The organism is Pseudomonas sp. NPDC088885, from assembly GCF_044750025.1.
Taxonomy (GTDB): Bacteria; Pseudomonadota; Gammaproteobacteria; order Pseudomonadales; family Pseudomonadaceae; genus Aquipseudomonas; species Aquipseudomonas rustica.
The window spans coordinates 19,475-40,023 of sequence record NZ_JBIVJB010000020.1; the positions used below are offsets into that span (position 1 = coordinate 19,475).

Consider the following 20,549-nt stretch of genomic DNA (forward strand, 5'->3'; position numbering starts at 1 on the left):
CCATGTGGGAGCGAGCCTGCTCGCGAAGACGGAGTGTCAGTCGACATCAATGTCGCCTGACCCACCGCTTTCGCGAGCAGGCTCGCTCCCACATTTAAGATCAAAAGATCGCAGCCTTCGGCAGCTCCTACAGAAGGCTGCGATCTTTTGCTTCTGTATCACGCCCATCAATCATCCTGTTCAGCATTTATCAGCACGCCTAGACTCGGCCCAACCCCAATTTCAGGTAGGCCGCCATGTCCGAGACGCTGCTCAGTTCCCGCAATCTGGCTTTCGAGCTGTATGAAGTCCTCGATGCCGAGGGCCTGACCCGGCGTGAGCGCTTTGCCGAACACAACCGCGAGACCTTCGACGCTGCCATCGGCACCGCGCGCAATATCGCCGAGAAGTACTTCGCCCCGCACAACCGCAAGGGCGACGAAAACGAACCGCGCTATGAAGACGGTCAGGCGATTCTGATTCCCGAAGTGAAACCGGCGGTGGATGCCTTCCTTGAAGCCGGATTCCTCAACGCCGCGAGAAGTTTCGACGCCGGCGGCATGCAACTTCCTACATTGCTGTCGCAAGCCTGCTTCGCGCATTTCCAGTCGGCCAACGCTGCTTCGACCTCGTACCCGTTCCTGACCATGGGCGCGGCGAACCTGATCGAAAGCTTCGGCACTGAAGAGCAAAAGCAGCGCTTCCTGCAACCGATGATCGACGGCCGCTTCTTCGGCACCATGGCTTTGACCGAACCGCATGCCGGCTCATCCCTGTCGGATATTCGTACACGCGCCGAGCCGGCGTCTGACGGCACCTATCGACTCAAGGGCAACAAGATTTTCATTTCCGGCGGCGATCACCCGCTCTCGGAAAACATCGTACACATGGTGCTGGCCAAACTGCCGGACGCGCCACCGGGGGTGAAAGGCATTTCGCTGTTCATCGTGCCAAAGTTTCTGGTCAACGATGACGGCAGCCTCGGCCCACGCAACGACGTGCTGCTGGCCGGGTTGTTTCACAAGATGGGCTGGCGCGGCACCACCTCCACCGCACTGAACTTCGGCGATAACGGCGAGTGTGTCGGCTATCTGGTCGGCGAACCACATCGCGGTTTGAGCTACATGTTCCAGATGATGAACGAGGCGCGGATCGGCGTCGGCATGGGTGCAGTGATGCTCGGCTACGCCGGTTATCTGTACTCGCTGGAGTACGCCCGCGAACGTCCGCAAGGTCGAGTGCCGGACAGCAAGGATCCGACTACCGCGCCAGTGGCGATCATTCAGCACGCCGACGTAAGACGCATGCTGCTGACGCAAAAATCCTACGTCGAAGGGGCATTTGACCTCGGCTTGTATGCCGCTCGCCTGTTCGATGACACCACGACGCTTGAAAGCGAAACCGAGCGTAAACAAGCGCAGGAATTGCTGGATTTGCTAACGCCAATCGTCAAATCCTGGCCATCGGAGTTCTGCCTGAAAGCCAACGAACTGGCGATCCAGATTCTTGGCGGTCACGGTTATACCCGCGAATATCCGGTTGAGCAGTACTACCGCGACAACCGTCTGAACCCGATCCATGAAGGCACCCACGGCATTCAGTCGCTGGACTTGCTCGGGCGTAAATTGGCGCAGAACGGCGGCGCGGGGCTGAAGCAGCTGATTCGCCTGATTGCCAATACGGCCGAACGCTCGACTGCGCACGATTCGCTGACAGCAATGCGTGAGCCACTGGAAAAACTGGTGGCACGCCTGCAAACCGTGACCATTGGTTTGCTGACGGATCTGGCGCAGGGCAAGGTCAACAGCAGTCTGGCGAACTCGGCGCTGTACCTGAAGGTATTTGGGCACGCGGTAATTGGCTGGCGCTGGCTGGAACAGGCGATTCGTGCGGAGGAAGGCTTGGCCAAGGGCAATGCGGCCGATGCTGACTTCTATAAAGGCAAGTTGCAGGCGGCGCGGTATTTTCTGACGTGGGAAGTGCCGGGTTGCCACCATGAATTGGCGTTGCTGGAGGCGCGGGATGATACGTGCCTGGCGATGCAGGATGCGTGGTTTTAAAAACTTACCCTCACCCCAGCCCTCTCCCGGAGGGAGAGGGGGCCGAAAGGGGGATATTTTAGAAGTACACCGACCTGAAAGTGCCGTACCGAATCCATAATCGACTCGGTCTTTCAGGTCGGCGCATGACGCAAAACCACTCGGTCGGTCCCCTCTCCCTCCGGGAGAGGGCTAGGGTGAGGGGCTTTTCTGGCTCAACACTCAGCTCAACCTGAACCCACCCATCTGCCGCGCCAGATCATCCGCCAGTTTCTGCAACATCTGACAATCCTCGCGACAAGCGCGAACCTCCCCCGCCGTCGCCCGCGCCAGATCGGAAATCCCCTGCACATTGCGGTTGATCTCCTCCGTCACCGCCGACTGCTCCTCGGTCGCCGTCGCCACCTGATGGTTCATGTCGCTGATGCGCTCGACCTGCCCGGTAATCGCGGTCAAAGACGCGCCCGTACGCTGACTCGACTCAACCCCGGTACCCGTCGCCGCTTGCCCGGTACGCATTGACGACACAGCGTTTTCCGCACCCTGCTTGAGGCTGCCGATCATCTGTTGAATCTCATCAGTGGAGGCCTGAGTCCGCCGCGCCAACGTGCGCACTTCATCAGCAACAACGGCAAACCCACGCCCCATATCCCCGGCACGCGCCGCTTCAATCGCCGCATTGAGCGCCAGCAAATTCGTCTGCTCAGACACCCCGCGAATCACCGCCAACACCGAGTCAATCGATGCCACTTGATGCGCCAGTTCACCCACTGCGCCCGCCGCCAGACCAATTTCGTCCGACATGCTTTCGATATGCCGGATCGACCCGCCAACATCTTCCCGCGCCTGCATCGCTTCATCCCGCGCAGTCTGCGAAGCGAGCGCCGCGTTGCCGGCGTTCTGCGCAATTTCCTGAACCGTCAGGCCCATTTCGTGAACCGCGGTGGCAACCATGTCAGTCATTTCCTGCTGACGACCGGAGCGCTCGGCAGTGTTCTCAACCACTTTCGCCACTTGCCCCACCGCCGTGCGCAGACGCTCGCTGGTGGTCAGCACTTCCGCAATCATGCCGCGCTGACTGTCGAGGAAGCGGTTGAAGCCGCGCGCCAGGTCACCCAGCTCATCAGCACGGCTGGAATCTAACCGATGGGTCAAATCTCCCCCGCCGCTACCGATTGCTACCAGCGCCGCTGTTACCTGACGAATCGGTCGCACCAGCCCGCGCGCCAGCCACACCACCAAGGCCAGGCACACCAGCGCTACAGCCAGACCGATGCCGCCACTCATCCACATCGCTTTGCGCGCTTCGGCGTAGATTTGCGATTGCGGCACTTCGGCCACCAGCGTCCAGCCCAAATCACGCAACGGCAGGCTGAAGGCCAGATAGTCTTCGCCATCGCGCTGGAAGCTACTGTTCGTGGCAATTTTTTGACCCATGACCGCTTGCGCCCCCGTAGCACCAATCTGCTCCGTAAGCGTGCGTTTGCCACTGAACTGCGCTTCAGGATGCACCTGAATCAAACCGTCGGAACGCACGAGATAGACCTTGCCGCGCTCGCCGAAGCTGAAGTTGTGAATAAGCTCCGACAGCTCTTTCATGCTCAGCCCGAGACCGGCCACACCGACCACTTTGCCGGCCTGCTCGACCTTCAAATCGATAAACAGCGCCAATTCTCCAGTGGCGCCATCGTTGTCGATATTGAGGGTGCGCGACTGGTTGCTGTCGAGGAAGGAATAGAACCAGGCATCGGCGGGTTTGGTTCGACTGAGGGTGCGATCCAGGCCTTTTTCGGTGATGTAATGATTGGATTCGGTGCCGATGATCAAAGCAGTGAAAGCCTTGTGTTCGGCGCGGACGCCTTCCAGATACTGCGCGAAGCCCGCCGTTTTGCTGCTGTCTTCGCCAGACGCCAACCAGTCACGCACCATGGTGTTGCTGGCGATGTCTTTCGCGGCGGTGAGGGGCTGGACGAGGATGCGCTCGATGTCGTTGCGCGTCGCTTCGATGCTCGACGGCAAGGCTTGTTCGACCAGATAGCTCTGGGCGAGGCGGTTGACCACCAGGGTATAAATGCCAACCACGATCAGGATACTGACCAGCAGAGCGGTGCCCATGCTGAGGATCAGTTGCCATTGGATACTGCGTCGCCACAACTGCATGGAGCACCCCCAAAGAATAAGTGGCGGAAGCAATGCAACAGCCGTGCCGATTGTATACAACCCGATCGACAATCTATTCTTTGGTTGTGCGCAACGCCGTCAACCCTGATTGATGGTCTTGGCGATGGTGTCGACCGTGGCGCTGACTTGCTCTTGGTAACGGTCGAGTTCTTCCTGATGCTGCTTCTTCATGTCGATCTGCTGCGAGCACAGATTCATCGCGGCCAGCACCAGCAAGCGATCACCGATCAGCGTCGGGTATTTGCGTTTGGTGTCGGCCAAAGCGGCTTTAAGCATCAATGCTGCGTCCAGCAGGGTCTGTTCTTCCCCGGCCGGTGCCTTGATCGAATAGTCCTCCCCGAGAATGGAGATGACTTTTACCCCTGCTGTGCCGTGGTTCATGCGCTGACGGGACCGGCGTTGACGCGATCAACCAGCGCCTGAATGCGGGCGGCGGTGGTGCCGTGCTTTTCTTCCTGTTCCATCAGGCTCAGTTGCAGGCTTTCGTTTTCATCCTTGGCCTGAGCCAGTTCGGTGGACAAGTTCTGATTGGTTTGCGCGAGGGTCTGGTTCTGCTGCACCAGGTCGCTGACGAGCTGTTCCAATTGGCTGAGGGATGCTTCCAACATTTTGATCTTCCAGGCATTTTCAAAGGGCGCGTACGATAAAGAAAAGTCACCACGGATGCCAGGGTTAAACCGGCGCAAGGCCTTGATTTTCCTGGCGGGCGAGCGTTCCCGCGAGCTTTAAAGACTGTGATTTGCCGATCTTGTTCCTGCACTTCGTCGCCGAGCGCCCTCTGCGACAAATACGCGCAGCCCCTCAAGACTTTAGTCGCATGACCGATAAGTCATCCATTCAGCAGTTTTAGCCCGCATGGATGCGGCCCTTCTCGGTACCCTCCATGTCCCTTCGCAATATGAACATCGCCCCACGGGCGTTCACCGGTTTCGCCCTGATTGGCGCATTGATGTTGATCCTCGGCGTGTTCGCGCTCAATCAGATGAGCAAAATTCGCGGCGCCACCGAAGACATCACCAACAGCAGCGTGCCGAGCATCAAGAGCCTCGACGAATTCACCCAACTGACCCTGCGCCTGCGGGTGCTGTCGTACCGTTTGCTGGTCAACCGCGAACCGGACGTGCAGCAGAAAACCATGGACTTGCTGGACATGCGCAACCAGCAGATCCGCAAGGCCCAGAGCGATTACGAGCCGTTTATCAGCAGCCCCGACGAACGTGCGGCGTACGATCAATACGTACAGTTGCTGAGCCAGTACCGCCAGATCGAAGACCGGATGAGAACCCTGTCGCGCAACAATCAGGTGGATGAACTGCGCAACCTGCTCAACACCGACTTGCTGACCAACTCCGAAGCGGTCAACACCGTGCTCAACCGTTTGTTGGAGATCAACACCCGGCAAACCGTCGACACCAATCAGCAAGCGGCGGATCAATATTCTTCGGCGTTCGACCTGGTTGTCACCCTGCTGGTGATTGCCACTGCACTGACGTTGTTGTTCGCCTGGTTGCTGACCGCCAGCATTACCAAGCCAATCGCCAAGGCACTGGAAGCGGCGGAAACCATCGCTGAAGGCAACCTGACGCAGCCGATTCAGGCCGATGGCAGCGACGAAGCCGGGCGCTTGCTGGCAGCGATGGCGAAGATGCAATCGAAGCTGCGCGACACTTTGCAGCGGATTTCCGGGTCGGCCACGCAACTGGCGTCGGCAGCGGAAGAACTCAACAGCGTCACCGACGAAAGCGCACGCGGCCTGGTGCAGCAGAACAACGAAATCGAACAAGCGGCCACCGCGGTCAACGAAATGACCAGCGCCGTGGAAGAAGTTGCGCGCAACGCGGTGAGCACCTCGGAAGCCTCGAAGAACGCTACAACGTCGGCCGGCGATGGCCGTGATCTGGTGCAGGAAACCGTCAGCGCCATCGAACGCATGAGCGCCGATGTGCAGAGCACAGCATCGTTGATCGGTGATCTGGCCAATGAATCCCGAGACATCGGCAAGGTGCTGGACGTGATTCGTGGTTTGGCCGATCAGACCAACCTGCTGGCGCTGAACGCGGCGATTGAAGCGGCGCGTGCTGGTGAAGCGGGTCGTGGGTTTGCGGTGGTGGCGGATGAAGTGCGCGCCTTGGCGCATCGCACGCAGCAGTCGACCAGCGAAATCGAGCGGATGATCGGCAGCATTCAGAGCGGCACCGAACACGCGGTGGATTCGATGCGCAACAGCACCGAACGTGCGGAGTCGACGCTGAACATTGCTCGCGGCGCGGGGATGTCACTGGATACGATCAACACTGCCATTGTTGAAATTAACGAGCGCAATCTGGTGATCGCCAGCGCGGCGGAAGAGCAAGCGCAGGTGGCGCGTGAGGTGGATCGTAATCTGGTGAATATTCGTGATTTGTCGGTGCAATCAGCGACCGGGGCCAATCAGACAAGCGCGGCGAGTAATGAGCTGTCGCGGTTGGCGCTGGATCTGAACAACATGGTTGGGCGGTTTAGCCTCTGACTCACTGATCAAAAGCAAAAGCACCCTCACCCCAGCCCTCTCCCAGAGGGAGAGGGGGAAAGGGAGCAGATTGGGGGCCTTTCAGATTTTGAGTTCGACTCGATATTGCAAGTCGGCGTACCTCGAACAGACACCTCGGTCAGTCCCCTCTCCCTCTGGGAGAGGGCTAGGGTGAGGGTTTTTTTGACAGCATCACATTTCAACAGGTTAGAATCGCTGGCACGCAGACTGCATGGTCAGTTTGTGCCCGTCTTTACGCTTCTGGAGTACTGCCTTTGAATGCGACGACCATCAACAGCCTGTTCTTGATCGGCGCGTTGCTGGTAGGTGCAAGCATTCTCGTCAGCTCACTTTCCTCCCGTCTCGGCATCCCGATTCTGGTCATTATCCTCGCAGTCGGCATGGCCGCCGGGGTTGATGGCGGCGGGATTATTTTCGATAACTACCCAACGGCCTATCTGGTCGGCAACCTCGCACTGGCGGTGATCCTCCTCGACGGCGGCTTGCGCACACGGGTCTCGAGTTTCCGCGTGGCGTTGTGGCCGGCGTTATCGCTGGCGACGGTCGGGGTGTTGATCACCACCGGGCTGACCGGCATGGCCGCCGCATGGCTGTTCGACCTGAACCTGATCCAAGGCCTGCTCATCGGCGCCATCGTCGGCTCGACGGACGCCGCAGCGGTGTTCTCCTTGCTCGGCGGCAAAGGCCTGAACGAACGGGTTACGGCCAGCCTGGAAATCGAATCCGGCAGCAACGATCCGATGGCGGTGTTTCTCACCGTGACCCTGATCGACATGCTCGCCAGCGGCCAGACCGGCCTGCACTGGAGCCTGCTGACCCACCTGATTCGCGAGTTCGGCATCGGTGGCGTGATCGGTCTTGGTGGTGGCTGGCTGATGCTGCAACTGGTCAACCGCATCAACCTGGCTGCCGGTCTCTATCCAATTCTGGTGATCGCCGGTGGTCTGGTAGTGTTCGCCCTGACCAACGCCTTGCACGGCAGCGGTTTCCTCGCGGTGTATCTGTGCGGGCTGGTCATTGGCAACCGCCCGGTGCGCAGCCGTCACGGTATTTTGCACATGCTCGACGGCATGGCGTGGCTGGCGCAGATCGGCATGTTCCTTGTGCTGGGGCTGCTGGTGACGCCGCATGATTTGCTGCCGATCGCCCTGCCCGCCCTCGGTCTGGCGCTATGGATGATTCTGTTCGCGCGACCGCTGTCGGTGATGGTCGGTCTGCTGCCGTTCAAAGCCTTCCACGGTCGCGAAAAAGCCTTTATTTCCTGGGTTGGCCTGCGCGGCGCGGTACCGATCATTCTGGCGGTGTTCCCGCTGATGGCCGGGCTGCCGAATGCGCAGCTGTACTTCAACCTCGCCTTCTTTATCGTGCTGGTGTCGCTGTTGGTGCAGGGCACAAGCCTGCCGTGGGTCGCCAAATTGTTGAAGGTGACGGTGCCGCCGGAGCCTGCGCCGATTTCCCGGGCGGCGCTGGAAGTCCATGTCACCAGCGAGTGGGAGCTGTTCGTTTATAAGCTCGGCGCGGAGAAATGGTGCATCGGTTCACCCCTGCGCGAGTTGAAAATGCCCGAAGGCACCCGCATCGCAGCCCTGTTTCGAGGTCAGCAACTGCTCCATCCGTCGGGTAGTACGGTGCTGGAAGTCGATGATTTGCTGTGTGTTATCGGCCACGAACACAACTTGCCGGCCCTCGGAAAACTGTTCAGCCAGGCGCCACAACGCGGTCTCGATCTGCGTTTCTTCGGCGACTTCGTGCTCGAAGGAGACGCCCAGCTTAAAGCGGTTGCAGCGCTGTATGGCCTGCCGGCCGAGGGCATCGATCCGGACATGACCCTGGGCGCCTTCATCGCGCAGAAAGTCGGCGGCGCACCGATCGTTGGCGACCAGGTGGAGTGGAACAACACCCACTGGACGGTTGCGGTCATGGACGGGAACAAGATCGGCAAAGTGGGCGTCAGATTCCCGAAGGAAGTCGCCCGGGCCCCGGACTCTTCCTCTAAACTGCGTCCACTATCACTTGCTTGACCGGTCTCTATGCCTACCCTGCGCTCCTTTTTCGCCGCGGCCCTGCTGGGCCTGAGTCTTACTGTCGGCCCGCTGTATGCCGCCGAACCACCGTCCAGCGATGCCGTCCAGGCCAGCCTGGACAAACTTGCCGACAGCAAACTGCCGGATGCCGACAAAAAGACCCTGCAAACCGTTCTGCAGAACACCCTCAATCAGCTGAACAATCAGCGTGATTACGAACAGAAGCTGATCGACCTCAAGCAGCAACTGGCGACCGCACCCAAGCAGACCATCGAAAACACCCGCGAACTGACGCGCCTCAAAGCCACGACCGTGGTGCCGGTAGCGCAGCGTTTCCCCCGCGAAACGATCCCGCAGCTGGAGCAAATCCTCACCGATCGCTCCACGCAGCAAAGTGATCTGCAAAAGGCTCTGGCCGACGCCAACAGCCTGATCATCACGGCGCAGACTCGCCCGGAGCGCGCGCAGGGGGAAATCTCCGCCAGCCAGACGCGCATTCAGCAGATCAACAACATCCTCAAGTCCGGCAAGGACGCGGGCAAATCCGTCAGCGCCGAGCAGCGTGATCAACTCAACGCTGAACTGGCCGCACTGAACGCGCTGATCCCGTTGCGTCGTCAGGAGCTGGCGGGCAACAGCCAGTTGCAGGATCTGGGCAATGCCCAGCATGACTTGCTCTCGGAGAAGTCCGACCGCCTCGACCGTGAGATTCAGGAACTGCAAACCCTGATCAACCAGAAGCGTCTGGCGCAGTCGCAGGAGACCGTGACCCAGCAGTCGATCGAAGCGCAAAAGGCCGGCGGCAGCAGCCTGCTCGCCAGCGAAAGCACGGCCAACCTCAAGCTCTCCGACTACCTGTTGAAAAGTACCGACCGCCTCAACGAAGTCACTCAGCAGAACCTGCAGACCAAACAGCAGCTCGACAGCCTGACCCAGAGCGATTCCGCCCTCGACGAGCAGATCAACGTGCTCAAGGGCAGCCTGCTGTTGTCGAAAATCCTCTATAAGCAGAAACAGGCCCTGCCGCGCCTTAAGGTTGACCGCGACCTGGCGGATCAGATCGCCGACATCCGTCTGTATCAATTCGAAGTCAGTCAGCAGCGTGAATTGCTCAGCAGTCCGACTACCTACGTCGACAACCTGCTCGCCACTCAGCCGCCGGATCAGGTCACCCCGCAACTGCGCAAAAGCCTGCTGGAACTGGCCAATACCCGCGCCGACCTGCTCGAGCGGCTGAACCGCGAATTGAGCGCGGTGCTCAACGAATCGATCACCCTGCAACTCAACCAGAAACAATTGCTGAGCACCGCGCAAAGCTTGCGCGCAACTCTTGATGAGCAGATGTTCTGGATCCCGAGCAACAAGCCGCTGGATCTTGAATGGATGCGCGGTGTGTCGGAGCGTCTCAAGCGCCAGGTCGATACGCTGCCGTGGGCATCAAGCCTGAGCGAATTGACCGAAGGCCTCGTCCAGCGGCCTCTGCTGTTCTTGCCTCTGGCGCTGTTGATCGGCGCCCTGCTGTGGCGACGCAAAGCCCTGTACGGCAAGCTGAATAAGGTTCACCAGGACATCGGCCACTTCAAGCGCGACAGTCAATGGCACACGCCGCAGGCGATCCTGATCAATATTCTGCTGGCAATGCCGGTGGCGCTGGGTCTGGCGCTGTGCGGCCTGGCGCTGCAGATCGACGCGCGCGGACAGAACGCCAACATGGGCGCGGCGCTGCTCCAAATGGGTCAGGCGTGGCTGGTGTTCTATACCGCCTACCGGATTCTGGCGCCGGGTGGCGTGGCGGAATTGCACTTCCGCTGGGAAAAACCTCAAGTCGAATTCCTTCAGGGCTGGATTCGTCGACTTGGCCTGGTGGTGATGGCGTTGGTGACCATTGTCGCGGTCGCCGAACTGCAACCGGCGGCGCTGGCTGACGACGTGCTCGGCATGCCGGTGGTGCTGACCTGCTACGCGCTGATGGCGTGGTTGCTCAGTCGTTTGCTGATCAGCAGCCCGACCCATGAGAACGCTTCGCTGTTCCGCAAAGCCGTCGGGGTGATGTTCACCCTGCTGCCGATCGCCCTATTTGTCGCGGTGTGCTTCGGCTACTACTACACCGCGCTGAAACTCAGCGACCGCTTGATCAACACTCTTTACCTGCTGATGTTCTGGCTGGTAATCGAAGCCACGTTCGTCCGTGGCCTGAGCGTTGCCGCACGGCGCCTGGCCTACCAGCGCGCCCTGGCCAAACGTCAGGCAGCGAAAGAGGCTGGCGACGGCGAAGCGGTGATCGAAGAGCCGACGCTGGACATCGAAAAGGTCAACGAACAATCCCTGCGCCTGATCCGTCTGGCCCTGCTCGGCGGCTTTATCGCGGCGCTGTACTGGGTCTGGTCGGATCTGATTTCGGTGTTCTCGTACCTCGACAACATCACCCTCTACGAATACACCAGCGGCACCGGTGCCAACATGAGCATGGTGCCGATCAGCATCGGCGACATGCTCGGCGCGTTGATCATCATCGGCATTACCTTCGCCCTCGCGCGCAACTTGCCGGGCTTGCTCGAAGTGTTCGTGCTGTCCAAGCTCAATCTGGCGCAGGGCAGTGCTTACGCCACCACGACGCTGCTGTCCTACGTGATCGCCGGTGTCGGTTTCGTCTCGACGCTGTCGACCCTCGGCGTCAGTTGGGACAAGTTGCAATGGCTGGTGGCGGCGCTGTCGGTCGGCCTCGGTTTTGGTATGCAGGAGATCTTCGCGAACTTCATCTCCGGCATCATGATTCTGTTCGAACGTCCGGTGCGGATCGGTGACACCATCACCATCGGCAACCTGTCGGGCACAGTGAGCAAGATCCGCATTCGTGCGACGACCATCACTGACTTCGACCGCAAGGACATCATTGTCCCGAACAAGACGTTCATCACCGGGCAACTGATCAACTGGTCGCTGACCGACACCATCACTCGGGTCACGTTGAAACTCGGCGTCGATTACGGCTCCGATCTCGATCTGGTCAGAGAATTGCTGCTCAAGGCTGCCCGCGAAAACCCACGCGTGCTCAAGGAACCCGAGCCGCACGTGTACTTCCTCAACTTCGGCGAAAGCACGCTCGACCATGAGTTGCGCATGCATGTGCGCGACCTCGGCGACCGTAACCCGGTGCTCGATGAGGTCAACCGCTTCATCAACCGCGAGTTCAAAAAGCAGCACATCAACATCTCGTTCCGCCAGATGGAGGTCTACCTGAAAAACCTCCACGGTCAGGAATACAAGTTGGTGCCGGTCGAGGCTGAAACGAAAACCATCGTGCCGGTCGCCGACGATCAGAAACCGCTGCAAGAGCCGCCGCCGGCCAAACTCGACTAACCGGTCTATTCCCAGCAGAATGCTCGGACATTCTGCTGGAGCAGGCCCTTGAAAGCCCTCGACGAACTGACCTTCGACAATCGCTTCGCCCGCCTCGGTGACGCGTTTTCCGCCCATGTGCTGCCCGAGCCGATCGACAATCCGCGTCTGGTCGTGGCGAGCCCTGCGGCCCTGGCCCTGCTGGATCTCGATCCGGCCACCGCTGAAACCCAGGAATTTGCTGAACTGTTTGGCGGCCACAAGTTGTGGGCCGATGCCGAGCCGCGCGCGATGGTCTATTCCGGGCATCAATTCGGCGGCTACACGCCGCAACTGGGCGATGGTCGCGGACTGCTGCTGGGCGAGGTCTACAACGCAGCGGGCGAGCATTGGGACTTGCACCTCAAGGGCGCTGGTCAGACGCCGTTTTCGCGTATGGGCGATGGCCGCGCGGTGCTGCGCTCGTCGATCCGCGAGTTCCTCGCCTCTGAAGCGCTGTTCGGGCTGAACATTCCATCCTCGCGCGCAGCCTGCGTGATCGGCTCCGACACCCCGGTCTGGCGCGAAAAGCAGGAACGCGCGGCGATGGTGCTGCGTCTGGCGCCGAGCCATATCCGCTTCGGCCACTTCGAATATTTCTATTACACCAAACGCCCCGAACAGCAGAAAGCACTCGGCGAGCACGTGCTGGCCATGCATTTCCCGGAATGCCTCGAGCAGCCGGAACCGTATCTGGCGATGTTCCGCGAGATCGTCGAGCGCAACGCCGAACTGATCGCCAAATGGCAGGCCTACGGCTTCTGCCACGGGGTAATGAACACCGACAACATGTCGATCCTCGGCATCACCTTCGACTTCGGCCCGTTCGCCTTCCTCGACGACTTCGACGCTAACTTCATCTGCAACCACTCGGATGATCAGGGCCGCTACTCGTTCAGCAATCAGGTGCCGGTCGGCCAGTGGAACCTCAGCGCATTGGCCCAGGCACTGACGCCATTCATCAGCGTCGAAGCCCTGCGCGAAACCCTCGGCTTGTACCTGCCACTGTTCCAAGCGCACTACCTCGACCTGATGCGCCGCCGCTTCGGCTTCACCAGCGCAGAAGACGACGACCAGAAACTGCTCGAAGATCTGCTGCAACTGATGCAAAACAGCGGCGTCGACTACACGCTGTTCTTCCGCCGACTCGGCGAGGACTCACCTCCGCAGGCAGTCGCTCAGTTGCGCGACGACTTCGTCGACATCAAAGGCTTCGACGCCTGGGGCGAACGCTACATCGCCCGGGTTGCCCGCGATGGCGTTCCTGATCAAGAACAGCGCCGCGCGCGGATGCATGCGGTTAACCCGCTGTACATCCTGCGTAATTATTTGGCGCAAAAAGCTATCGACGCGGCGGAGCAAGGGGATTACTCAGAGGTGCGCCGGCTGCACGCGGTGCTGAGCAAACCGTTTGAAGAACAGCCGGGGATGGAAGGTTATGCCGAGCGGCCACCGGAGTGGGGGAAGCATTTGGAGATTAGTTGTTCTTCGTGAGGCGTTTCAGCTTAGCGGATCGATTGCACTGATCACACGGTCGACAATGTCAGACATTGTCACGTCATCCAATCGCTCAATGAATTTGGCCGTGCCGTCTCGCACCCGTTGTTCGATGTCAAAACTCCGAACCTGATTACACACCGCTACACCATTGGTTTCGTGGCCAGTAATGGCCACTGCCAAACCCAAATTCCGGCTGAAATTCCCACCACTAGTAACAGGCACCGTCATGCTGACACCCAATGCGTTGATTTCTCTGGGCGTAATCACCACAAAGCGATGCCTGTCCTTCATTTCCCGCCCTGCGACGGGATTTGGATCAATCCAGTAGACGTCACCCCGCTGTGGAGGCTGTCTGCGCACCATCAACCCAGCTCCCGGCCAACAGGGCCACCATCAAGAGCTTCAGCAGTCTGGACGTTCAGTTTCTGCAATTCCTCTGCGCCTTCGAGTAACTCGGACAAGGTATAACGCTTACGAGCAGGAGGCGCAGCGGGACGGGCAATCAATTCACCGTCAACGACGTTGAGCTCAAGCTGCGCCCCCACCTCCAAATGCAATAGCTTCAACAGCGTCGGCGGAATTGTAATGATGGCAGCGCCACCTTGGCGGCGAATTTTGGAAGTTACGGACATTATGTCGCTCCGATTTGATGCAGAGAGATCATCGAACTCTCGGTTAGTGCAACAAAAGTAGCACGCAGATAAAGACAAAGCGATCTCCTCACGACAAGCGTAAAACGCTGAATTGGCCTTCAGACTAGCCATCGATCCCGGAATGCTTTGAGAAAACTGTGAGCAGTTGAGACATTGATAAATTGGCAGATCGACTCCAAATCAGCCCTATAGACTGCCTATTAGAGAACCCATCATGACCAGCCCACTCCTCATCCCCTGCCCCGCCTGCAACGGCCTCAACCGCATCCCGTCCGAGCGCCTCGCCGATCAACCGAAATGCGGTCGCTGCAAATCCCCGGTGCTATTGAGCAAACCCTTCGAACTCAAGCAAGGCGATTACGCCAGTCAGATCAAAGGTGATCTGCCGTTGCTGGTGGATGTCTGGGCGGAGTGGTGTGGGCCGTGCAAGTCGTTTGCGCCGGTGTTCGAGCAGGCGGCGGTGCAGTTGGCGGGCAAGTGTCGGTTGGCCAAGCTGGATAGCGAGGCGAATCAGCAGTTGTCGGCGCAGTTGGGGATTCGCTCGATTCCGAGTTTGATTCTGTTCAAGAACGGCAAAGAGCTGGCGCGACAGAGTGGCGCGTTGCCGTTGCCGCAGTTGCTGGCGTGGCTGCGTAGCCAGGGCATCTGACCCACCGTAGATCGAATGTGGGAGTGAGCCTGCTCGCGAAAGCGTCCGTTCAGTCAACATATGTGTTGAAAGTACCGGCCTCTTCGCGAGCAGGCTCGCTCCCACAGGGGATTTGTGGATTGTTTGAAAGATCAGTGCCCTTCGATCAGGTTGTGCAGTTCGACGAATTGCTGGGTCAGTTTGTGTCGCGGATCGAGGTGGATCAGCGGCGTGCTGGCCTGATGGGATTCGCGCATGCGCACCGAGCTGGTCAAGTACACCGGCAGCACCGGCAATCCCTCGGCAATCAATTCATCGAGAATCTGCTGCGGCAGGCTGGCCCGGGCCTGGAACTGGTTGACCACGATGCCTTCAACTTCCAGACCTTCGTTGTGATCCTCTTTCAACTCTTCGATTTCCGCGATCAGCCCATACAAAGCCTGACGCGAGAAGCTGTCGCAATCGAAGGGAATCAGCACACGATCAGCGGCAATCAGTGCTGATACCGCGTAAAAATTCAGCGCCGGCGGCGTATCGAGATAAATCCGGTCGTAATCCTCGGACAGCTCATCAAGCAACTTACGCAGCTTGTTGATCTTGTGCTTGGCCTCAAGCTTGGGCTGCAAGTCGGCCAGTTCGGCGGTGGCGGTGATGATGTGCAGGTTGTCGAACGGGGTTTCGTAGATATCCGCCTGGTTTTTCTTCGAGAACGGCCCGGAAGACAGCGTCTGCTTGAAGAAATCGGCAATGCCCATCGGGATGTCGTCGCCGGTGAGCCCGGTCAGATACTGAGTGGAGTTGGCTTGGGCATCGAGATCCACCAACAACGTGCGATAACCCTCGCTGGCACTGACCGCCGCCAGATTGCAGGCAATGCTGGATTTGCCTACACCACCTTTCTGATTGAACACCACGCGCCGCATGACAAAACCTCCGTGTATCAAAGAATGACCGAGTGTAGATGCGCGCGGCCTCGCTTCGCTACCTCATCGGACATGGACTACACAGTCAGGTGCAAACTTCCGTCTGCAGTCTCAGTAAAAACTGCCGACGATTGACGAGATCCCCGACAGACAGGCCCGCGCCAATCTGGATAATGGCCAAATGACAGTTTTACCGCAAACCAGCCAGTACATTTCATTGCGCAAAATGTAACCAGCATTTGCTACACGCCCGTCGCACCGGGATAATGCGCGCCACCCGGCGCCAAGCGCCACGCCAAGTCCGCTGCGGCTTTGGTGGCTAAATGCGTCAACAAAAGCCCGCAGGGGCGGGATGAATGTCCGTGATCAACTTCAACATCGCCCAATGGCGCGCGTGGGCTCCCGGGCTCGACAGCGTGGACGCTTGGCAGGCCTGGAGCCGACAACCGGTCGTGCTTCAGAGCAGTGATGCCGCGCCCGATGTGTCGTTTTTACCGGCCATGCAGCGGCGCCGTCTCAGTCGACTGGCGCGGATGGCGTTCAGCGTTGGCTGGCCACTCGCCGACGGGCGGGAAAACCTGCCGTTGGTATTTGTCTCGCGCCACGGCGAAACCCCGCGCACGTACGAAATTCTCAGCGATCTGGCCACCGACCAGCCGCTATCCCCCACCCAGTTCAGCCTGTCAGTGCACAACGCGATCATCGGTCTGTGGTCGATCATGCGCGGCGAAACCAGCGAAATGACCGCCCTTGCCGCAGCGGGCGACGGCCTCGAACACGGCATGCTCGAAGCGGCGGCACTGCTGAATGAAGGCGCCCCGGCCGTGTTGCTGGTGATCACCGAGGAACAACCGCCGCAAGCCTATTCGCAGTGGATTGATGACGTGCCGTTCCCTTACGCGCTGGGTCTGTTGCTAACCCCCGGTACCGACTGGCGGCTGACCCTGAACAGCACCCCGCAAGCACTGTCCAAATCGGAGTGGCCCCACGCGCTCAATCTGTTGCGTACCCTGCTCGGCCAGCAAACCCTTTGCCAACATGCCTGGAAAAATCGTGTATGGACCTGGCAACGCAACCCGTGACCGAGAAAAACCGCGACGCCTATTACTGGCGGTTGCTGGCCACCGCCGCAAGCTTCGCCCTGTTCGGGCTCGGCGGGCTGTGCCTGCGCCTGGTGGTATTCCCGATTCTCGGCTGCCTGCCCGGCGACGCATTGGTTCATCGCCAACGCGCGCGGCAGATGGTCAGTCGCCTGTTCTGGTTTTTTGTGCAGTTCATGGCCCGCACCGGCGTGCTGACCTACGACATTCAAGGCGCCGAACGCCTCGGCCGACCGGGGCAAATGATCATCGCCAACCATCCGTCGCTGATCGACGTGGTGTTTCTGATCGGCCTGGTGCGCCAGGCCAATTGCGTGGTGAAGAAAAGCCTGTGGGAAAACCCCTTCACCCGAGGCCCGCTGCGCCGTACTGAATACATCAGCAATGACGGCAGCATGGACATGCTCGACGCCGCCGCAGAATCATTGCAAAACGGCCAGAGCCTGATCATTTTCCCCGAAGGCACCCGCACTCAGCCGGGACAGCCGCCAGCCTTTCATCGGGGCGCCGCAGCCATTGCCCTGCGCGGTGCGAAAATCCTCACGCCCGTAATCATCAAGGTCAACCCGACCACCCTGACCAAAGCCGAGCCGTGGTATCGCATCCCGCGCCGTCGTGTGCACTTCAGTTTTCGGGTCGGGGCCGATATAGATCCACAGACCTTCGCCGCGCAGGGGCCCGCCCCGCAAGCCTCGCGCAAGCTCAACGATTATTTGCATTCTTACTTTATCAAGGAGCTCGCCGAAGATGAGCGAACTGAACACCCCTAGCCTGGTGCGTGACATCAAACTGCTGATCATCGACGCCCTCGGCCTCGAAGACATCAGCGCCGACGACATCGGTGACGAACAAACGCTGTTCGGTGAAGGCTTGGGCCTGGATTCCGTCGACGCGCTGGAATTGGGTCTGGCGATCCAGAAAAAGTACGGCATCAAAATCGACGCCGACGCCAAAGACACCCGCAACCATTTCACCAACGTGGCGAGCCTTGCGGCCTTCGTCACGGCAAAACAGGCAGCTTGAGACCGGACCATGCAAACTCGTGACGACATTTTCAACACCCTGCGCGATGCCTTGGTCGAGCTGTTCGAACTGGATCCGGCCCGCGTGAGCCTGGATTCCAACCTGTATCAGGATCTGGAAATCGATAGCATCGACGCGGTCGATCTGATCGATCACATCAAACGCCAGACCGGCAAGAAAATCGCCGCCGAAGAGTTCAAGACCGTGCGCACCGTCGGTGACGTGGTCGAGGCGGTTTACCGTCTGGTTCAACCGGCCGCATGAGCCGATTGATCGGCCTGGGCCTGCTGCTGGCCGGTCTGCTGTACCCCTTTGCGGTGTATTTCGGCATGGAGCACTTCGCCCCGTGGCAGTTCGGTCTGCTATTGGGCGGCTTGTGGCTCGCGCGCGCCCTGACCGGCGAGCGCAAACCCGGCAGCCTGTGGATGGCTTGCGTGGCGATCGTGTTCTGCCTGTTGCTGGCGCTGTTCGACAGTCCGCTGTTACTGCGTTGGTACCCGGTGCTGATCAGCGGTTTCATGCTGGTGCTGTTCAGCCTGAGCCTGAAATACGGGCCGCCGATGGTCGAGCGACTGGCGCGGTTGCGTGAGCCAGAGCTGCCGGACATCGCGATTCGCTACACACGCAAGGTCACGGTGGCCTGGAGCGTGTTTTTCTTTTGCAACGGTTTGTGCGCCGCCCTCCTGACCCTGTGGGCGCCGCTGAATTGGTGGATGTTGTACACCGGCCTGATCTCCTACGGATTGATCGGCCTGATGTTTGCCATTGAATGGCTAATACGACAACGGGTAAGAGGCCGTACATGAACTGGATAAAACTTGAGCAGTTGTTGCTCAAGGCCCTGCCGGCGCGGGCGATTTGCGCTGCGCCGGCACTCGATCACGCGCAACTGTGCGAACAGGCGCTGAGCGTTGCCGCCGGCCTGCAAGCGCAGGGCGTGAAGCGCCTCGCCGTGCACCTGGAAGACGCCGCCGATCTCGCCATCGCCCTGCTCGGAGCGTGGCGCGCCGGCGTCAGCGTGTTGTTGCCGTCGGACTTGCAACCGCAAACTCGCCAGCGCTGGTCGAGCGAAGTCGATCTGTGGCTGACCGATCACGCCGAAGACGCGCACCTGACTGACTTTCAGCAGCGGGCATTACCCGCTGCGGCGCTGGATCTCGAACAATGTCAGCTGAGCCTGTGTACCTCCGGCTCCAGCGGCGAACCCAAGCGTATCGACAAAACCCTGCGCCAACTGGCCAATGAAGTTGAAGCGCTGGAGCAACTGTGGGGCGCGGATCTTGGTGAAGCCTGCATCATCGGCAGCGTCGCCACTCAACACATCTATGGTTTGCTGTTTCGCGTGCTGTGGCCGCTGTGCGCCGGGCGCCCGTTTGTGCGCAAGCAACTGGCCTTCCCGGAAGACATGCAGCGCGCCAGCCGCGAACATCCGACCTTCGCCTGGGTCGCGAGCCCGGCGCTACTCAAGCGCATGGGCGACAACCTTGATTGGCCTGCATTGAGCGCGGTGCGGCGGGTATTTTCCTCCGGTGGCGCGTTGCCACTTGAGGCTGCGCAAAGTCTGCAAAAACGCTTGCAGCAATGGCCGACGGAAATCCTCGGCAGCTCGGAAACCGGCGGCATTGCCTGGCGTCAGGGTGAACAACTCTGGCAACCATTCGCCGGTGTCCAATTGAGCCAGGACAGCGAGGGCGCGCTGTTGATCGCTTCGCCTTATCTGCCTGCCGGCCATGTCGAACACACCGCCGACGCGGCGCGCATTGCTGCCGATGGTCGTTTCGAGTTGTTGGGACGGCTGGATCGCATCGTCAAACTCGAAGAAAAACGTATTTCTTTGCCGATGCTGGAACAGGCCTTGGTCGCTCACGACTGGGTTGCCGAAGCGCGGCTTGGCGTGGTGCAGGAAAACCGCGCGTCCCTTGGCGCCTTGCTGGTGCTCAGCGATTCGGGGTTGTTTGCGTTGCGTGAACATGGCCGCCGCAGCCTCACCGAAACTTTGCGCCAGCATTTGCGCCAACACTGTGAAGCGCTGGCCCTGCCGCGACGCTGGCGGTTGGTGCGGCAATTGCCGCTGAACAGCCAGGGCAAACTGCCCCAGGCCGAGGTTGAAGCACTGTTGATGGCGCCGCGTCCGAAAGCGCCGGAAGTGCTGTCGCAGGTCGAGACTGAGGGTGAATGGAGTTTGCAACTGAGCGTGCCGGCGGATCTGGCTTATTTCAGCGGCCACTTCCCCAAGGCGCCGGTATTGCCGGGCGTGGTGCAGGTGGAATGGGCACTTAACCTTGGGCGGCAGTTGCTGAATCTGAGCGGCCCGTTTGCCGGGATGGAAGTGCTGAAGTTCCAGCAACTGGTGCGGCCGGGTGATGAGATTCAGCTGCACCTGCGTTTTGATCCGGAGCGCAGCAAGGTGTATTTCGCTTATCGCAATGACACGGCGACGTGCTCCAGTGGGCGGATTCTTTTGGGTGTAGAGCATGATTGACCTTGGTGAGTGCTGCGCACTCAATCGCGAGCAGGCTCGCTCCTACAGAAACCGCGATCTCATGTGGGAGCGAGCCTGCTCGCGAAGCAATCACTGCAATTTTCCAGTG

General features: G+C 59.7%; 16 protein-coding genes and 3 pseudogenes. 13 read left to right on the plus strand and 6 right to left on the minus strand.

All coding sequences use genetic code 11. The features are described 5' to 3' along the window. Positions 1 to 236 precede the first annotated feature (236 nt). Positions 237 to 2,039: an acyl-CoA dehydrogenase gene (locus tag ACIP1X_RS11555; RefSeq protein ID WP_400752102.1), complete on the plus strand. Its 1,803-nt coding sequence runs from the start codon at positions 237 to 239 to the stop codon at positions 2,037 to 2,039. A 201-nt stretch (positions 2,040 to 2,240) separates the two neighbouring features. Here the strand turns inward: ACIP1X_RS11555 and ACIP1X_RS11560 are convergent, their stop codons facing one another. The 3 genes from ACIP1X_RS11560 to ACIP1X_RS11570 all read right to left on the minus strand — a co-directional run bounded on the left by ACIP1X_RS11560 (position 2,241) and on the right by ACIP1X_RS11570 (position 4,807). Next, positions 2,241 to 4,178: a methyl-accepting chemotaxis protein gene (locus tag ACIP1X_RS11560; RefSeq protein ID WP_400752105.1), complete on the minus strand. Its 1,938-nt coding sequence runs from the start codon at positions 4,176 to 4,178 to the stop codon at positions 2,241 to 2,243. 99 nt (positions 4,179 to 4,277) lie between these two features. Beyond that, positions 4,278 to 4,580, minus strand: coding sequence for a cell division protein ZapA (locus tag ACIP1X_RS11565; RefSeq protein WP_053116699.1), 303 nt, complete (start codon positions 4,578 to 4,580; stop codon positions 4,278 to 4,280). Beyond that, positions 4,577 to 4,807 (minus strand): hypothetical protein, encoded by a 231-nt coding sequence (locus ACIP1X_RS11570; protein WP_159811663.1) that lies wholly within the window; start codon positions 4,805 to 4,807, stop codon positions 4,577 to 4,579. The genes ACIP1X_RS11565 and ACIP1X_RS11570 overlap by 4 nt, the downstream gene beginning before the upstream one ends. Before the next feature lie 341 nt (positions 4,808 to 5,148). On the opposite strand from ACIP1X_RS11570, the pseudogene ACIP1X_RS11575 reads away from it, so the two are divergent. From ACIP1X_RS11575 to selO, 5 genes and pseudogenes are all read left to right on the plus strand, one after another. Next, a pseudogene (locus tag ACIP1X_RS11575) lies at positions 5,149 to 5,805 on the plus strand (MCP four helix bundle domain-containing protein); the annotation flags it as partial. A gap of 303 nt (positions 5,806 to 6,108) precedes the next feature. Next, positions 6,109 to 6,708, plus strand: a pseudogene (locus tag ACIP1X_RS11580) (methyl-accepting chemotaxis protein); the annotation flags it as partial. A 275-nt stretch (positions 6,709 to 6,983) separates the two neighbouring features. Then, a pseudogene (locus ACIP1X_RS11585) lies at positions 6,984 to 8,725 on the plus strand (potassium/proton antiporter). A 34-nt stretch (positions 8,726 to 8,759) separates the two neighbouring features. Beyond that, entirely contained in the window at positions 8,760 to 12,113 is a 3,354-nt protein-coding gene (gene mscK, locus ACIP1X_RS11590; RefSeq protein WP_400752108.1) for a mechanosensitive channel MscK, read from the plus strand. A 48-nt stretch (positions 12,114 to 12,161) separates the two neighbouring features. Beyond that, entirely contained in the window at positions 12,162 to 13,625 is a 1,464-nt protein-coding gene (selO, locus tag ACIP1X_RS11595) for a protein adenylyltransferase SelO (protein WP_400752111.1), read from the plus strand. A gap of 6 nt (positions 13,626 to 13,631) precedes the next feature. Here the strand turns inward: selO and ACIP1X_RS11600 are convergent, their stop codons facing one another. Together ACIP1X_RS11600 and ACIP1X_RS11605 are read right to left on the minus strand one after the other, a co-directional pair. Further along, on the minus strand, positions 13,632 to 13,994 hold the full coding sequence (locus tag ACIP1X_RS11600) for a type II toxin-antitoxin system PemK/MazF family toxin (protein ID WP_159811659.1): 363 nt from the start codon (positions 13,992 to 13,994) through the stop codon (positions 13,632 to 13,634). Continuing rightward, complete coding sequence (locus ACIP1X_RS11605; RefSeq protein ID WP_400752113.1) at positions 13,994 to 14,263, minus strand: AbrB/MazE/SpoVT family DNA-binding domain-containing protein; 270 nt, start codon at positions 14,261 to 14,263, stop codon at positions 13,994 to 13,996. The genes ACIP1X_RS11600 and ACIP1X_RS11605 overlap by 1 nt, the downstream gene beginning before the upstream one ends. A 235-nt stretch (positions 14,264 to 14,498) precedes the next feature. On the opposite strand from ACIP1X_RS11605, the gene trxC reads away from it, so the two are divergent. Beyond that, on the plus strand, positions 14,499 to 14,933 hold the full coding sequence (gene trxC / locus ACIP1X_RS11610) for a thioredoxin TrxC (RefSeq protein WP_400752116.1): 435 nt from the start codon (positions 14,499 to 14,501) through the stop codon (positions 14,931 to 14,933). Positions 14,934 to 15,064: 131 nt separating this feature from the next. On the opposite strand, the gene ACIP1X_RS11615 is transcribed toward trxC, so the two are convergent. Next, positions 15,065 to 15,835 (minus strand): ParA family protein, encoded by a 771-nt coding sequence (locus ACIP1X_RS11615; RefSeq protein WP_053116690.1) that lies wholly within the window; start codon positions 15,833 to 15,835, stop codon positions 15,065 to 15,067. Positions 15,836 to 16,191: 356 nt separating this feature from the next. On the opposite strand from ACIP1X_RS11615, the gene ACIP1X_RS11620 reads away from it, so the two are divergent. From ACIP1X_RS11620 to ACIP1X_RS11645, 6 genes are read left to right on the plus strand one after another with little or no spacing between them, the layout of a single operon-like run. Next, on the plus strand, positions 16,192 to 16,917 hold the full coding sequence (locus ACIP1X_RS11620; protein WP_400752118.1) for a beta-ketoacyl synthase chain length factor: 726 nt from the start codon (positions 16,192 to 16,194) through the stop codon (positions 16,915 to 16,917). After that, positions 16,893 to 17,705 carry a lysophospholipid acyltransferase family protein gene (locus ACIP1X_RS11625; protein ID WP_400752121.1) on the plus strand — a complete coding sequence of 271 codons (813 nt, stop codon included), beginning with the start codon at positions 16,893 to 16,895 and terminating at the stop codon, positions 17,703 to 17,705. The genes ACIP1X_RS11620 and ACIP1X_RS11625 overlap by 25 nt, the downstream gene beginning before the upstream one ends. After that, a complete protein-coding gene (locus tag ACIP1X_RS11630) occupies positions 17,683 to 17,958 on the plus strand; it encodes a phosphopantetheine-binding protein (RefSeq protein ID WP_053116687.1) in 276 nt (91 codons plus the stop codon). The genes ACIP1X_RS11625 and ACIP1X_RS11630 overlap by 23 nt, the downstream gene beginning before the upstream one ends. Before the next feature lie 9 nt (positions 17,959 to 17,967). Next, complete coding sequence (locus ACIP1X_RS11635; RefSeq protein ID WP_053116686.1) at positions 17,968 to 18,222, plus strand: acyl carrier protein; 255 nt, start codon at positions 17,968 to 17,970, stop codon at positions 18,220 to 18,222. Beyond that, positions 18,219 to 18,764, plus strand: a complete 546-nt coding sequence (locus ACIP1X_RS11640) for a hypothetical protein (protein ID WP_159811654.1) — start codon at positions 18,219 to 18,221, stop codon at positions 18,762 to 18,764. The genes ACIP1X_RS11635 and ACIP1X_RS11640 overlap by 4 nt, the downstream gene beginning before the upstream one ends. Next, complete coding sequence (locus ACIP1X_RS11645; RefSeq protein ID WP_400752124.1) at positions 18,761 to 20,440, plus strand: AMP-binding protein; 1,680 nt, start codon at positions 18,761 to 18,763, stop codon at positions 20,438 to 20,440. Before ACIP1X_RS11640 ends, ACIP1X_RS11645 begins: the two co-directional genes overlap by 4 nt. The last annotated feature ends 109 nt before the right edge of the window (positions 20,441 to 20,549 follow it).

Bases quoted from the DNA above. Each gene is read 5' to 3' on its own strand.
- ACIP1X_RS11555 (WP_400752102.1), top strand. From the start codon at position 237: ATGTCCGAGACGCTGCTCAGTTCCCGCAATCTGGCTTTCGAGCTGTAT.
- ACIP1X_RS11560 (WP_400752105.1), bottom strand. From the start codon at position 4,178: ATGCAGTTGTGGCGACGCAGTATCCAATGGCAACTGATCCTCAGCATG.
- ACIP1X_RS11565 (WP_053116699.1), bottom strand. From the start codon at position 4,580: ATGAACCACGGCACAGCAGGGGTAAAAGTCATCTCCATTCTCGGGGAG.
- ACIP1X_RS11570 (WP_159811663.1), bottom strand. From the start codon at position 4,807: ATGTTGGAAGCATCCCTCAGCCAATTGGAACAGCTCGTCAGCGACCTG.
- mscK (WP_400752108.1), top strand. From the start codon at position 8,760: ATGCCTACCCTGCGCTCCTTTTTCGCCGCGGCCCTGCTGGGCCTGAGT.
- ACIP1X_RS11600 (WP_159811659.1), bottom strand. From the start codon at position 13,994: ATGGTGCGCAGACAGCCTCCACAGCGGGGTGACGTCTACTGGATTGAT.
- ACIP1X_RS11605 (WP_400752113.1), bottom strand. From the start codon at position 14,263: ATGTCCGTAACTTCCAAAATTCGCCGCCAAGGTGGCGCTGCCATCATT.
- trxC (WP_400752116.1), top strand. From the start codon at position 14,499: ATGACCAGCCCACTCCTCATCCCCTGCCCCGCCTGCAACGGCCTCAAC.
- ACIP1X_RS11615 (WP_053116690.1), bottom strand. From the start codon at position 15,835: ATGCGGCGCGTGGTGTTCAATCAGAAAGGTGGTGTAGGCAAATCCAGC.
- ACIP1X_RS11620 (WP_400752118.1), top strand. From the start codon at position 16,192: ATGTCCGTGATCAACTTCAACATCGCCCAATGGCGCGCGTGGGCTCCC.
- ACIP1X_RS11625 (WP_400752121.1), top strand. From the start codon at position 16,893: ATGGACCTGGCAACGCAACCCGTGACCGAGAAAAACCGCGACGCCTAT.
- ACIP1X_RS11630 (WP_053116687.1), top strand. From the start codon at position 17,683: ATGAGCGAACTGAACACCCCTAGCCTGGTGCGTGACATCAAACTGCTG.
- ACIP1X_RS11635 (WP_053116686.1), top strand. From the start codon at position 17,968: ATGCAAACTCGTGACGACATTTTCAACACCCTGCGCGATGCCTTGGTC.
- ACIP1X_RS11640 (WP_159811654.1), top strand. From the start codon at position 18,219: ATGAGCCGATTGATCGGCCTGGGCCTGCTGCTGGCCGGTCTGCTGTAC.
- ACIP1X_RS11645 (WP_400752124.1), top strand. From the start codon at position 18,761: ATGAACTGGATAAAACTTGAGCAGTTGTTGCTCAAGGCCCTGCCGGCG.